Genomic DNA, 12971 nt, shown 5'->3' with positions numbered 1-12971 from the left:
AAACCTCAACTTCCTTTTTTTATCTTTTATTTTACGTTCAATGTTTTTTCTTTCATTCTGTTTTTTCCATCTTGACACATGTCTAACAAGGGGCAAACTTCACACCGTGGACTTCTTGCCGTGCAATGATAACGACCAAAAAATATTAAAGTGTGGTGAGTCTTGACCCATAATTCTTTTGGTACTTTGCGCATCAACGTTTCTTCTACTTCCAACACCGAGGCGTTCAACTTACAAATCCTTAAACGTTTTGTTACTCTCTCGACATGAGTATCCACAGCAATTGCTGGTATACCAAAAGCATCACCTAAAACGACATTCGCTGTCTTTCGTCCAACTCCTGGAAGAGAAATCAATTCTTCTCTAGTTTGAGGAACTTGACCTGAAAAGCGATCCATCAATTGTTGGGCACATGCTTTGATATTTTTTGCTTTATTGCGGTAAAGACCAATCGTTTTGATCTTAGGGATAATGTCATCAATCGGAGCCGCAGCCAGCTTTTCAGGAGTTGGAAAAGCTTCAAAAAGAGCTGGGGTCGCTTTATTAACTGAGACATCGGTTGCTTGAGCACTGAGTATGACAGCAATCAACAGTTCATAAGGGTTTCGATGTTTTAATTCACCATGTGCTTCTGGGAACATGTCGTACATTTTTGTCAAGGCTTCCATTGTTTTTTGTTTACTTAACATATTATTCCTCCAGCCAATTTTTCAACGTAACTTTTGGCAAGGCTTCTGGTTGTGCGTTAGTGCTTTCCACTTCTTTTTGTAACATTTGTTGTTTTCGTCTTTTTTGATCTTCTTCTACTTGTTGCTTCGTCTTTAAATTTTTACGTTCCCAAGACAACAAGATTCGATCCACATAGTTAAAACTATACGCTTGATTCAAAACAGCCTCACGTAAAGCAAGTTTCAGAATTTCCGGTTGATAATGATCTTCTTCTAACCATTGACCGATCCGTTGAAATTCGATGGCTGACAATGGGCGACCAAATTCCTGTTCAAATAACTGATAAACAGACTGCACCATTTTTTCTTGACTTAAATCAGCTTGTTTTTGATTTTGACTTTCCAAAAAATTCCCTAAAATTTCATATATAGGATATAGATTGTAACGATCAGCTTGCTTACCATCAATTGTTGCTGTTTCAATTTTAATAAACCCATTACTGATCAAGTGATTTAAAATTTGATAGATACGCTCTTGTTTGACACCCATATCCAACGCAATCGAGTGTAAATCTGGGAAAAAGTCTCCTTCGAGTTGCGCCCTTTGCAATTGCAAAATAAATAAAAACTCTTCTGCTTGTAATCCGATACGATGATAATTTTTTAACAACAAGTTCGATATCGTTGTTTGTCCTGCTTTTAAGTAATTTTCTAAGTTCAACATGATTTTTCCCTCACTTCAAATCCAGTATACGGAAAAAGCTTGTTCGAGGCAAGGTAGCTTTCCTTTACTTCTATATGTTTTTTATTTTTTGTTTCACTTTTTCACTTTTCGGAATAAATATAATATTCGCTCTATCAAAGAGCATCTGCCGTCGCAAAAAAAGCCAGGTCTCCCAATCATCATTCGATTGAAAAACCTGAACTTTTTTTAAATGATTAGAGAACTGCTTATTTATCTTCTTCCGTTTGCAAGACGTAAGGTTCTCCTTCATAAGTATACTCCGTATTGATTGTTCCGTCGTTTTCATCTGAATAAACGCGACGACTGAATGGGAAACGATGGGAATTGCCATCTTTCGCTACTTCCCCACTCATTAGATAATAATCCTCTTGTGTTTCATTCAATTGGTTGATTACTTGATCAGCTAATTGATCGACATTGATCGTTTCATCTTTTGCTTCTTTTTTATAATCATCCAGAAATGCTGCTTGTTGTACAAAATATTCTTTTTCCATTATTTGATTGCTCCTTCGTTATCGTTTGACATGATTTTCATCATCCTCTATTTATTTTGTCAGAAAACGAATTGAAAGACAACTTATAGCTTTTATGTCTAAGAATTAAAAGAATACTTTATCTCAAAATAATATTAAATTTTGTCTACTTTGTTATCTATGTGCTTATTTAGACCTAAATTTTTTCAAACTACTTCCTCACTTATCCCCTTACAAACCTAGGCATATTAAAAAGACGCTATTTTTTAAATATAGAAATCAGTAATTTTTCAAATTATTTCATTCAATTGATAGACTTGACTATCTATATACTTTCACTTGGATTTGACATCCATTTTACTGTAATAATCAATACAATCGTTTTTTTTGTTATTACTGACGCTCAGATTTTTATCATCTGATGTCAGTTGTTTTCTTGTATGTAATTCATTTTTCACACTAGCATTTATACTAGCATTTCTTGTTAAATGATGAAGATTCTTACGGATATTTTCTTCATCAAGTATTCCTTTTAAAATCTCCCCCAAGTTTGGTAATTGCCTTTTTGACGAGGTGAACACCTTAAAATTATCAAACGATTGACTTTTTTTGAAAGTAAGCGGCGAACTTGAGTCGTTGATTATACTATTGGTAAAACTTGCTGTAAATTATCCCTGAGAGTATTCCAAAAAATAATAGGGGTTTTCAGCAATTCTTTTTTCTCGTTGTTCTTTAAGCTCTAAATAAACGTTATATAGATGAGTCAACGCACTGACTTGTTTTTTATTAAATCTCGCTTCTTTTATAAAAGCTTCAAGTAACATCTTACGATTATCTCTGGTATTTCCTACCTTTGGCTTAATTGTTCTACTTTTTAATTCTACTGGTAGTTTTTTTAACCCAGTAGCTATTGTCTCTTGAAAAATAGATTTCTGACTGTTGTAGAGAACGACTCTAAAAGTCCCAAAAAGTTCTTTAACCGTACAATTTGCCATTCCATTATATCCCCTCATACTAAGGTTGAGGTATGTAGGGTCTATTTTTTCTTCGCCTAATTGCTGAATAACTTTTGCTGTATTGCAACGACTATCTTTGTGATGTTCAAATTTTGTCTGGAAAATGATTTTACTTAAAGTACTTAATTTTTCTGGAAGAATCGTTGTGAATACACCTGATGGACGATCACTGTTCGTATCTTCCAATTTATCAATCATCGCTACTAAATAATGTCCTTCTTTTCTATAAAGGATTAATCCAAATACATGATCCTGAATTTTTTTAGTGATATATGCTGGAAAAATTATAAAATCTGTTGGATCATCTTTTTTCATGTTTTCCATCATTTGCTGTAACTCTTTGGGATTTTTCATTTCATAAAATTTAATCGTTCTTTTCAAGGAATCAATGATTGCTGGTTTTTTCTCTCGGTCAATCAATGCTTCCTGTTCATCATTTTCAAGCATTTTAATAAAAGTTGAGAATAACAATTGATAATTTTTTTTTCCTTCTTCACCGACTGCTTTAAAATCTCCTGCATCAGCCAACCCATAAGCGAGTGCCAACAACATATAAGATCGTTCAAACAAGTTCATAACATCACTCCTGATTAGAATAGTTGAATTTTATCATATAAAAAAGAAACAAAAGAATCTCTTTTTCTTATTTTTAGAAAAAAAGATTCTTTTGTTTCGATAATACCCGTTGATACCTTTACGTAAAAAAAAGAGGGACTGGGACAAAAGTTGTCTCAGTCTCTTCTAGTATCTCTAAAAAACGAATAAACGGTGAGACAAAAGTAGCATCTTCGGAAATAAACCGAAATTTACCAAAAATTTGAGAAGCACCAAGTAGGTAACAATCAACATCAAAAACTAGTTTTTGTGTTTCTTGTCAATTTTCGGAAATTCCTTCTTATTTCTTGATGCTGAACACTTTTGTCTCAACCTCTCGTTGATAGCTATAAAGCGAATAAACAATGTTCAACCATTCGCTGATTGCTTATTGTGCAGTTTCGATTTCGCCCAACGCAGCTTGTGCCAATAGGTTCAAGTAGTTCCATGGACGGTCAAAATGAGGTTGGAAGAAGAAATCAGATAGCGCTAGATCTTCAACGGTCATTTTATTTTGAACAGCCAGTGACATCGTATTTGCTGATTGAGTGATATCATATTTCGACATGAATTGGGCACCGACAATGCGGTTTGTCCCTTTTTCATAAACCAATTCCATCATCACTTTTTCATTTGTTGGCATGAATTCTGGACGATAATTGTCTTCAAAGACCGTTGCTTGGACTTCTAAATTATTCATAGGTGCGCTCTCTTTTGTCACCCCTGTTGAACCAATCGTCCAACCAAATAGGTAAAGTCCAGACGTTCCTTGCGTTCCACGATACGCCATTTTATGTTCAGTCAAGTTATTTCCTACTAACAATCCTTGACGAACTGCGTTAGTTGCCAAAGGAATATAATTTTGGGTACCACTTGGGTTATAACTTACTACAGCAGAATCCCCTGCAGCAAAGATATCTGGATCACTTGTTTGCATGTATTCATTAACTTTGATGGCTCCATTAGGTAACGTATCAACTTTTCCATCAACTAATGTCGTATTTGGTCTAAAACCAACACATAAGATGACCATGTCCGCGTCAAAAGTTTCTTTAGCAGTTGCTACTTGTTTCACTTTACCCTCTTCATCCGCAATAAACTCAGAAACATTTTCACCTAATGCTAGAGTAACTCCACGGTCGACAAGTTCTTTTTCTAATACATCTGTGAATGGTTTATCAAGATATTTATTTAAAATACGATCTAAACCATCAATCAATGTAACTTGTTTACCAGATTCAACAAAAGCTTCGACTAATTCGATACCGATATAACCGCCACCTACGATGACCACCCGTTTTGCATCTTCTGCTTGTGCAATAATTTCATTTGCTTGGTTATAGTTTTTACATAACAAAATATTTTTTGATTCAATTCCTTTGATTGGCGGAATGATTGGCCAAGAGCCAGTAGTCATTACCAATTTATCATAAGAAACTATTTCAACTTCACCAGTTTTTAGATCTTTGGCTGTCACAGTTTTCTTTTCAGTATCCACGTCAGTTACATCATGTTCCATTTTTACAGTTGCACCTAAAGAATGTAGTTCTTCAGGATTAGAATAGAATAAACCGGCTGGGTCTTTTACTACACCACCCACGTATAATGCGATCCCACATGATAAAAAGGAAATATTATCATTTCGCTCGTACACAGTAACATCCGCTTCTGGGTGATTTTTTAAGATACTTTTAACAGCTGCTGTACCCGCATGCGTGCAGCCAATTACTACAACTTTCATATGTGAATCCCTCCGATTAACGATTTGTCCTTCGACAAGTTTAAATATAGCAAAAATAAAACGGATACAACAGTTTAATGCTTGTGAATTCACAAATTCAACCTTGTTGTTTTCTGTTCATTCTCCTGCGCAATTGCTGATTACTCCACGATTTACTTGTGAAAACAAAAACATATACTATAACCTTTGTGAAAGAAAGAGAAAAAAATAAAAAAAAGTCAGTGATTTGTTTATCAAACTGACTAATTTTTTATTTTTTCATATTTTTATCAATACTTTCAGCAAACTAAATCGCTTGTTCTTTTTGACACTCAGGACAGCGACCATATAATTCCAAACGATGCTCATTGATCTCAAAGTTCGTCAATCGACCAGCTGCCATTTCGATGTCCGCTAAATCAGGATAATGAAAATCGACGATCTTTCCACAATTTTCGCATATCACATGATAGTGACGTTTTGAACTAAAATCGAATCGACTAGATGAATCCCCAAATTTCATCTCTTGTACAAAGCCAATTGAAGTAAACAATCTTAAATTGTTATAAACTGTTGCCACACTCATATTCGGAAAACGATCTTCCAGAGCACGATAAATTTCGTCAGCAGTCGGATGTGAATGATGTTCAATCAGATACTCTAAAACTGCATACCTCTGAGGTGTGATCCGTATATTTTCCTTTTTCAATTTTTCGATTGTTTCTTCAACTAATAGTTTATTCTCCATTTTTAACACCCCGCGTTGTTATTCTCGTCCTATCATACTATTTTTACTTTTTAAAATCTACTTTTCATGAAAAGAAATTTCAAATTAATCATAATATTGCGAAAAAAGACGCAATTAAGGAAAAAATCTCCTTAATTACGTCTAAATGTTGTGGTAAGAATTCTTTACATTTCTTGATAAAGCGCTGTTGACAAATAACGTTCTCCGTTATCTGGGACAACCGCTAAGACTTTTTTTCCTTTACCTAACACTTTCGCTTCTGCCAAAGCAGCAGCAATCGCTGCGCCTGATGAAATGCCTACTAAGATTCCTTCTTTTTTTCCAACTTCTCTAGCAGTGGCTAACGCTTGATCCCCTGTTACAGAAACTACCCGATCATAGACGCTCGTATCCAAAGTATCTGGCACAAACCCTGTCCCAATTCCTTGAATTTTATGTGGTCCTGCTTCTTTCCCTTCTAAAATCGCTGATTCGGCTGGTTCAACTCCAATGATTTCAATTGCTGGATAGACTCGCTTCAACTCTTTACCAGCACCAGAAATCGTTCCTCCAGTGCCAATCCCTGCTACAAAAGCATCTAACCCATTCACACCAAACGCCTCTTGAATCTCATGTCCAGTTGTTTTCTCATGGATAGAAGGATTGGCTGGATTTTCAAACTGAAGTGGCAAGAAGTAGTCATTTTCCGCTGCTAAACGTTTCGCTTCTTTGATTGAGCCACTGATTCCATCCTTACCTGGCGTGAGCAGTAATTCAGCACCATAACCTTTCATCAATAAGCGTCGTTCGATACTCATCGTTTCTGGCATCACGATGATCACTTTATACCCTTTAGCTACCCCAACCATGGCTAATCCGATCCCTGTATTTCCTGAAGTCGGCTCGATGATTGTGTCTCCTGGCTTAAGAAGGCCATCCCGTTCTGCTTTTTCAATCATACTTAATGCAATCCGGTCTTTTACACTACCACCAGGATTAAAAAATTCCAATTTCACATAAACTTCCGCTGAATCTTCTGGAACCAAATGATTAAGCTTAACGATCGGTGTCTGACCAATCAATTCTGTAATCGAATGATAAATTTGTGTCATTTTAAGTTCCTCCTTAATATTTTCTTCTATTCAATGATAATACAACTAAGAAACTTCTGGCGAATAATTCGCCTTTTCAACGTAAAAAAACAGGAAAGCTGCGAAGAGCCTTTCCCGTTTTTATCTCTTAATTTAACTAAACGTTTATTTCTTGTCCGACTAATAAGGAATAGTTAGACATCGTCATCCCATTTTTAGCCATTAAGTCGTCAACTGACAAACCAAATTTCTGAGCGATATCCCACAAAGTATCGCCTGAAACGACTTTATAAGTCTGGCTGCCGCTTGTTGAAGAGGTAGTTGACGTAGTAGTCGTTGTGGTAGTACTTGTCGTCGTTGTGGTACCAGAAGAAGGCGTATCAAATCGGGTTAAATTATACGTATTAATCAATGAGTTCAATTTTGCTCCGTAACCCGGATCTGTTGCATAACGACCAGTTAGATATGCTGTCGCATCGTAAAAACTCGTGGTATTACTTTTCCAAACACCAGCATAATGATAGTCTCCAGTTGAAAAACTAGTTGAACGCAAAACGTTGGCATGATCTTGCAGAGATTCCCAATAAGAAGAATATTTACGGAAAGGTTCATTCATCGTGACCCATTGTCCATTAAGATATTCCTTTGTAGCCATATAAACGACTTGACCACTATAACTTCCTTTAACTCCGAATAAATTATAGTTTGGCGCACTTGCCAGGCTAGATGTGCCATAAGCACTTTCTAATAAAGCTTGGGCAATCATGACCGATGCATATAAATCATTGTTTGCAGCCACTTCAGAAGCTGCCCAACCGATTTGATTGATGAAAGCTTGTGGATCTGCAGTCGTTTGTGTGACCTGCTCATCTGCTCGTACATTTTGCGGTGCTGCTGTAACCATCATTGGCCCCACTAAAAGAGTTGTCCCCATCAAAGGAGCAATCGCTTTTTTATTGATCACCATGGTTCTTTTATTCTTTTGGTGTCGGGCACTGCGGGTTTTCAGCTCTTGCATTCGAATTCCTCCTCAAAAAAATAAAAAACTCTTGATAAAGTTTCCATCTTTAAACAATCTTAATTAATTAAATTATACTTTTAATTTATGGGAAACTCAAATCAATCTTTACTATTTTTCTTTTTGTAACACGAACGTAATGTTAAAGAAACATTAAGTAATATTAAACACGAATCATTATTCTAATTTTCTACTACAAAAAAAGAACATCTGAAAATAGTCTCCTTTTTTCAGATGTTCTTAAACGTTTGTCGTAAAACTTCTTTAACTCATTTTATAATTGGTTGAAAGTTGCTACAACATTTTCCACTGTGAAACCAAATTCTTCAAGAATTTTATTTCCTGGAGCAGAAGCACCAAAATGATCGATCGTGATAGTTGTTCCTTCTGTCCCAACATAGCGTTCCCAACCAAATGAAGCTGCTGCTTCAATAGCTACTCGTTTTGTTACGGCTTTTGGTAAGACGCTTTCTTTGTATTCTGCAGATTGTTTTTCAAATAAATCGAAACTTGGCATTGAAACGACTGAAACATCTTTTCCAGCTGCTGCCAATTCTTTTTGTGCTTTGACTGCTAGATCCACTTCAGAACCAGTCGCGATCAAGATACCTTCTGGTGTTTCTCCTTGAGCTGGTGATAGTACATAAGCTCCTTTTTTCACCATTTCGTCTGCCACTTCTTTCGTTGATGGCAGAACTGGAAGATTTTGACGACTTAAAACCAAGATCGTTGGTGTATCAGTCGATTCCATTGCTACTTTCCAAGCAGCGCGTGTTTCATTCCCATCGGCTGGACGAATCACGTGAACACCTGGCATACATCTTACAGACGCTAATTGTTCGATTGGCTCATGTGTTGGTCCATCTTCACCAACCGCCACTGAATCATGTGTCAACACGTAGATGACCGGTGTATTTTGAATAGCTGCTAAACGGACTGCTGGACGTAAGTAATCAACGAAAACAAAGAATGTACCGCCATAGATACGAGTTCCGCCATGAAGCTGGATACCGTTCATCGCAGCTGCCATCGCAAACTCACGAACGCCAAACCAAATATTACGACCTTCATAATGTTCTGGAGTAAAGTCTTTGTCCGCAGTGACCATCGTATTATTCGAACCTGATAAGTCCGCTGATCCGCCCCAGAAATTTGGGATTGCTTTTGATAACTCTTGAATCACTTCTTTGCTTGAAACCCGGCTAGCTTGACTTTCGCCTACTTCATAAGAAGGTAATTCAGCATCCCAGTCAGCTGGAAGTTTTCCAGCAAACGCATCTTCAAATTGTTGAGCTAATTCTGGATAAGCATGTTTATAGTTTTCAAACATTTCTTTCCATTCATTTTCAGCTTTTTGCCCTTCTTCAACCATTGTTTGGTGGAATCTTTCAGCTACTTCTTCTGGAACTGTGAAATCAGGATACTCCCAACCATACACTCCTTTAGCCATTTTAATTCCATCATCGCCAATTGGTGCCCCATGGACAGCAGAAGTTCCTTCTTTAGGAGCTCCGTAGCCGATCACTGTTTTGACTTCGATCAATGTTGGTTTTTCAGTTTCAGCTTTTGCTTCTTCGATCGCTTGATTGATGGCTTCTAAATCATTCCCATCTTTAACCAAAATATGTTGCCAGCCATAAGCTTCATAACGAGCTCCTACATTTTCAGTGAAAGCTTTTGAAGTAGGACCATCTAATGAAATATCATTTGAATCATACAATACGATCAATTTACCTAATTTCATGTGAGCAGCCATTGAACTTGCTTCTTGCGAAACGCCTTCCATCAAGTCGCCGTCGCCACAAAGAGAATAAGTATAGTGATCTACCACTTTGAAGTTTTCTCTGTTATAGGTTGCTGCCAAGTGAGCTTCTGCCATTGCCATACCTACAGCCATAGCGATTCCTTGTCCTAACGGTCCAGTTGTTGCTTCTACTCCGTCAGTATGATTGACCTCTGGATGTCCAGGTGTTTTTGAATTCCATTGACGGAATTGTTTTAAGTCATCGATTGTGACTTGATAACCTGATAAATGTAGTAAGCTGTATAACATTGCCGAACCATGTCCTGCGGATAAGACAAAACGGTCACGGTCAACCCAATTTTTTGAAGTCGTTGGGTTCACTTTCAAATGTTTCGTCCAGAGTGCATATGCCATTGGGGCTGCCCCCATTGGTAACCCTGGGTGTCCAGAATTTGCCTTTTGAACTGCTTCAATACTTAATGTACGGATCGTGTTAACGCCAAGTTGGTCGATTTTGTCGAACAAAATAACCCCTCCTATTAATTTAGGTTTTTTTTACCTTTATTTCTTACTTACTAATTTTATTAGATACGTCTAGAAAAAGCAATGTTTTTTAGTAATTATTACTGAAACTTATTTCCTCGACGATGTAAGCCTTTTTCACGTTGGATTTCTTTCAATTTTTCTGGAGTGACATCGTTACCTTCTGGATCAACGATTTTCATCCCTTCGATATGGTGTCGCATCCCAGAACGAAAAGCAGCCAGATACTCTTCTCTTAACGCCAATTGTTCTTTTTCTTCGTCAGCTGTTAAGCCTTCTGTTTTCTTTTTTTGGGCCAGTTCGTTGATGCGGGTAATTTTTTCCGGTGATAACATAGCAAGTCCTCCTTTTTACTCTACTTCATATTATATAAAAATTACGAAAAAAACAACTAGTATAAAATATTTTAAATACGAACATTTGTTTGAAAGAAGTAGTTTTATGTGGTACTATTTAATTATTAATTGAAAGAAGGTGTACTCTGTGGCCCGACAAACCGAAACCAGACAAATCGAAGTCTTACGATATATCCACGAGCAAGTTTCCCAAAAAGGCTACCCACCAACTGTTCGGGAGATCGGAGAAGCGGTTCAGCTTTCTTCTACCTCCACAGTTCACGGTCATCTTGCACGATTGGAAAAAAAAGGATTTATTCAACGTGACCCTACGAAACCACGTGCAATCGAATTAACAAAACAAGGATTAGCCAAAATAGGGGTAAAACCTTCCACGATTCCAGTGCTTGGTGTGGTCACTGCAGGTGAACCGATTTTAGCAGTTGAAGATGCGTCCGATTTCTTTCCGATCCCTCCTAACCTTTCTTCTGAAGATGGAAGCTTGTTCATGTTGACGATCCGCGGAGAAAGTATGATCAATGCAGGAATTTTAGACGGAGATAATGTAATTGTCCGTAAACAAGAAACTGCCCAAAACGGGGATATCGTGATTGCAATGACCGCCGAAGATGAAGCGACTTGTAAACGATTCTATAAAGAAAAAAATCATTTTCGTTTACAACCGGAAAACGATCTTCTTGAACCGATCATTTTAGATCAAGTCTCTATTTTAGGTCGAGTCGTTGGGCTCTACCGCAGTCATATCTATTAAAGACGATTTTTTTGACTAAACTTAAGTGAAGGTCTTACTCGCATACTCATTTATTTGCAGTAACTGCTATATCTATCAATAAAGACTGAAAAACCCGGGGCAAAGTGTCTCGGGTTCTTTAATGGGCATTAAGATGGATAAACGATGATTAAGTGTCCATAAACGGCCTGAGTTTTTTCTCTTGTGCTTTCCTCACTCCTTAAATAAAATGCACCGATCTCCTACTTTTTTGTCGATCTTTGTCGTATTTCCATTTCGATTTTTTTCATTTGGTACCACTACAATCGTCGTTTATCTACCATGATCTGCGGCATGATTTAGATCAAATACCGCTAACTGCTTTGAATACGGTGAATAAGCAAATGACCTGTGCTGGTTTAAAAAAATTCTGAGTATTACACACATAGATTTCGATCTTTTTTGTTCTTCCCTCTTTACAAAACGAACAAAAGTTCGTATACTAATTATACGAACTTTTGTTCGCATAAAATAATGAGGTGAGAAATCATGAAATCAATGAGACGTCTTGGCTTAGTATTAATGGTATTATTTTTAGGCATTATTATTGGTAATTTTGGTATGCGTACAGCATTGTTGATCTTTGTTCCGTTGTTTGCTTTATGGTTTATGTTGTGGGATGAAAAGAAATACCGTCAGTCTGAACGGCGTCGGATTCATGATGACACTTTTTATCCAGACTCCTATTATCGATCGAGACACTCTTGATCTTGACCCATAAAGAATCCTGAATAACGAAATAAAAAAAACACATATGTAAGAGTCAGAAAACGGCTCATGCACAAAAAAGTAGTCGATTGTTCCCCCCATCAAAAAACAATTGACTACTTTTACAAATACACCTGCACAAACTAAAAATAGTGAGCAAGCGTGCTTAGGATTGCTTCACAAAAAAGAGAGTGGGACAATTAGTCAGAAAAAATCTGATTAACGTCCCACTTCTTTTTACATTTATTTTTAATGTTTATTAAGCAAAAAATCGTTTAATATTCCATCAAGGTGATCATATCATATCCTTCGATTTTTTCACGACCATCTAAGTCCATTAGTTCGATCAAGAAAGCACAGCCAACAACGACACCGCCCAATTTTTCTACTAATTCGATGGTTGCTTTGATCGTTCCCCCTGTAGCTAATAGGTCATCACAAATCAAAACTCTTTGTCCAGGTTGGATCGCATCTTTATGGAGTGTCAATGTATCTGTACCGTATTCCAGTCCGTAAGTTACTTCGATCGTTTCACGAGGCAACTTCCCTTTTTTACGTACAGGCGCAAATCCAACTCCTAATTCGTAAGCTACAGGACAGCCAACGATGAATCCTCGCGCTTCTGGTCCTACAACCATATCGATTCTTTTTTCTTTCGCATAATCTACGATCTGTTTCGTTGCTTCTCTGTAGGCATCTCCATCAGCCATAAGGGGCGAGATGTCACGAAAAATAATTCCTTTTGCTGGATAATCAGGAATACTTGCAATATATTTTTTTAAATCCACTATTTGTCTCC

Annotated in this window: 13 protein-coding genes; 2 read left to right on the top strand and 11 right to left on the bottom strand. The window is 37.0% G+C overall.

Annotated elements, in window-relative coordinates; translation table 11 throughout:
- Positions 1 to 26: 26 nt before the first annotated feature.
- From nth to IGK21_RS06195, 10 genes are all read right to left on the bottom strand, one after another.
- Positions 27 to 689, bottom strand: a complete 663-nt coding sequence (nth, locus tag IGK21_RS06240; RefSeq protein WP_010737512.1) for an endonuclease III — start codon at positions 687 to 689, stop codon at positions 27 to 29.
- A gap of 1 nt (position 690) precedes the next feature.
- Positions 691 to 1392, bottom strand: coding sequence for a DnaD domain protein (locus IGK21_RS06235; protein WP_034697809.1), 702 nt, complete (start codon positions 1390 to 1392; stop codon positions 691 to 693).
- A gap of 227 nt (positions 1393 to 1619) precedes the next feature.
- Positions 1620 to 1907 carry a DUF5960 family protein gene (locus IGK21_RS06230; protein ID WP_014834686.1) on the bottom strand — a complete coding sequence of 96 codons (288 nt, stop codon included), beginning with the start codon at positions 1905 to 1907 and terminating at the stop codon, positions 1620 to 1622.
- A 647-nt stretch (positions 1908 to 2554) separates the two neighbouring features.
- Complete coding sequence (locus tag IGK21_RS06225; RefSeq protein ID WP_252703136.1) at positions 2555 to 3478, bottom strand: hypothetical protein; 924 nt, start codon at positions 3476 to 3478, stop codon at positions 2555 to 2557.
- 406 nt (positions 3479 to 3884) lie between these two features.
- Entirely contained in the window at positions 3885 to 5237 is a 1353-nt protein-coding gene (locus IGK21_RS06220) for an NADH oxidase (protein ID WP_181914960.1), read from the bottom strand.
- A gap of 286 nt (positions 5238 to 5523) precedes the next feature.
- Positions 5524 to 5964 carry a Fur family transcriptional regulator gene (locus IGK21_RS06215; protein WP_010719254.1) on the bottom strand — a complete coding sequence of 147 codons (441 nt, stop codon included), beginning with the start codon at positions 5962 to 5964 and terminating at the stop codon, positions 5524 to 5526.
- A gap of 164 nt (positions 5965 to 6128) precedes the next feature.
- Positions 6129 to 7055: a cysteine synthase A gene (gene cysK, locus IGK21_RS06210; RefSeq protein ID WP_010719255.1), complete on the bottom strand. Its 927-nt coding sequence runs from the start codon at positions 7053 to 7055 to the stop codon at positions 6129 to 6131.
- Positions 7056 to 7191: 136 nt separating this feature from the next.
- Positions 7192 to 8052, bottom strand: coding sequence for a glucosaminidase domain-containing protein (locus IGK21_RS06205; protein WP_034697803.1), 861 nt, complete (start codon positions 8050 to 8052; stop codon positions 7192 to 7194).
- A 274-nt stretch (positions 8053 to 8326) separates the two neighbouring features.
- The gene (gene tkt / locus IGK21_RS06200) at positions 8327 to 10321 is read right to left on the bottom strand and encodes a transketolase (protein WP_034697800.1); all 1995 of its coding nucleotides are present in this window, start codon (positions 10319 to 10321) and stop codon (positions 8327 to 8329) included.
- A 98-nt stretch (positions 10322 to 10419) separates the two neighbouring features.
- Entirely contained in the window at positions 10420 to 10674 is a 255-nt protein-coding gene (locus tag IGK21_RS06195; protein WP_034697797.1) for a DUF896 family protein, read from the bottom strand.
- A 148-nt stretch (positions 10675 to 10822) separates the two neighbouring features.
- On the opposite strand from IGK21_RS06195, the gene lexA reads away from it, so the two are divergent.
- Both lexA and IGK21_RS06185 read left to right on the top strand, forming a co-directional pair.
- Positions 10823 to 11446 carry a transcriptional repressor LexA gene (gene lexA / locus IGK21_RS06190; RefSeq protein ID WP_010719259.1) on the top strand — a complete coding sequence of 208 codons (624 nt, stop codon included), beginning with the start codon at positions 10823 to 10825 and terminating at the stop codon, positions 11444 to 11446.
- Positions 11447 to 11953: 507 nt separating this feature from the next.
- A complete protein-coding gene (locus IGK21_RS06185) occupies positions 11954 to 12172 on the top strand; it encodes a hypothetical protein (protein ID WP_010719260.1) in 219 nt (72 codons plus the stop codon).
- Between the two features lie 275 nt (positions 12173 to 12447).
- Here the strand turns inward: IGK21_RS06185 and IGK21_RS06180 are convergent, their stop codons facing one another.
- A complete protein-coding gene (locus IGK21_RS06180) occupies positions 12448 to 12960 on the bottom strand; it encodes an adenine phosphoribosyltransferase (protein WP_010719261.1) in 513 nt (170 codons plus the stop codon).
- Positions 12961 to 12971: the final 11 nt, after the last annotated feature.

Origin of the sequence: Enterococcus sp. DIV1421a, from assembly GCF_051711025.1 — a bacterium.
GTDB lineage: Bacteria > Bacillota > Bacilli > Lactobacillales > Enterococcaceae > Enterococcus_B > Enterococcus_B hirae.
This window is presented reverse-complemented; position numbering and strand designations above follow the sequence as displayed.

Excerpts from the sequence above, each read along its gene's own strand:
- nth (WP_010737512.1), bottom strand. The coding sequence starts at position 689 with ATGTTAAGTAAACAAAAAACAATGGAAGCCTTGACAAAAATGTACGAC.
- IGK21_RS06235 (WP_034697809.1), bottom strand. The coding sequence starts at position 1,392 with ATGTTGAACTTAGAAAATTACTTAAAAGCAGGACAAACAACGATATCG.
- IGK21_RS06230 (WP_014834686.1), bottom strand. The coding sequence starts at position 1,907 with ATGGAAAAAGAATATTTTGTACAACAAGCAGCATTTCTGGATGATTAT.
- IGK21_RS06225 (WP_252703136.1), bottom strand. The coding sequence starts at position 3,478 with ATGAACTTGTTTGAACGATCTTATATGTTGTTGGCACTCGCTTATGGG.
- IGK21_RS06220 (WP_181914960.1), bottom strand. The coding sequence starts at position 5,237 with ATGAAAGTTGTAGTAATTGGCTGCACGCATGCGGGTACAGCAGCTGTT.
- IGK21_RS06215 (WP_010719254.1), bottom strand. The coding sequence starts at position 5,964 with ATGGAGAATAAACTATTAGTTGAAGAAACAATCGAAAAATTGAAAAAG.
- cysK (WP_010719255.1), bottom strand. The coding sequence starts at position 7,055 with ATGACACAAATTTATCATTCGATTACAGAATTGATTGGTCAGACACCG.
- IGK21_RS06205 (WP_034697803.1), bottom strand. The coding sequence starts at position 8,052 with ATGCAAGAGCTGAAAACCCGCAGTGCCCGACACCAAAAGAATAAAAGA.
- IGK21_RS06195 (WP_034697797.1), bottom strand. The coding sequence starts at position 10,674 with ATGTTATCACCGGAAAAAATTACCCGCATCAACGAACTGGCCCAAAAA.
- IGK21_RS06185 (WP_010719260.1), top strand. The coding sequence starts at position 11,954 with ATGAAATCAATGAGACGTCTTGGCTTAGTATTAATGGTATTATTTTTA.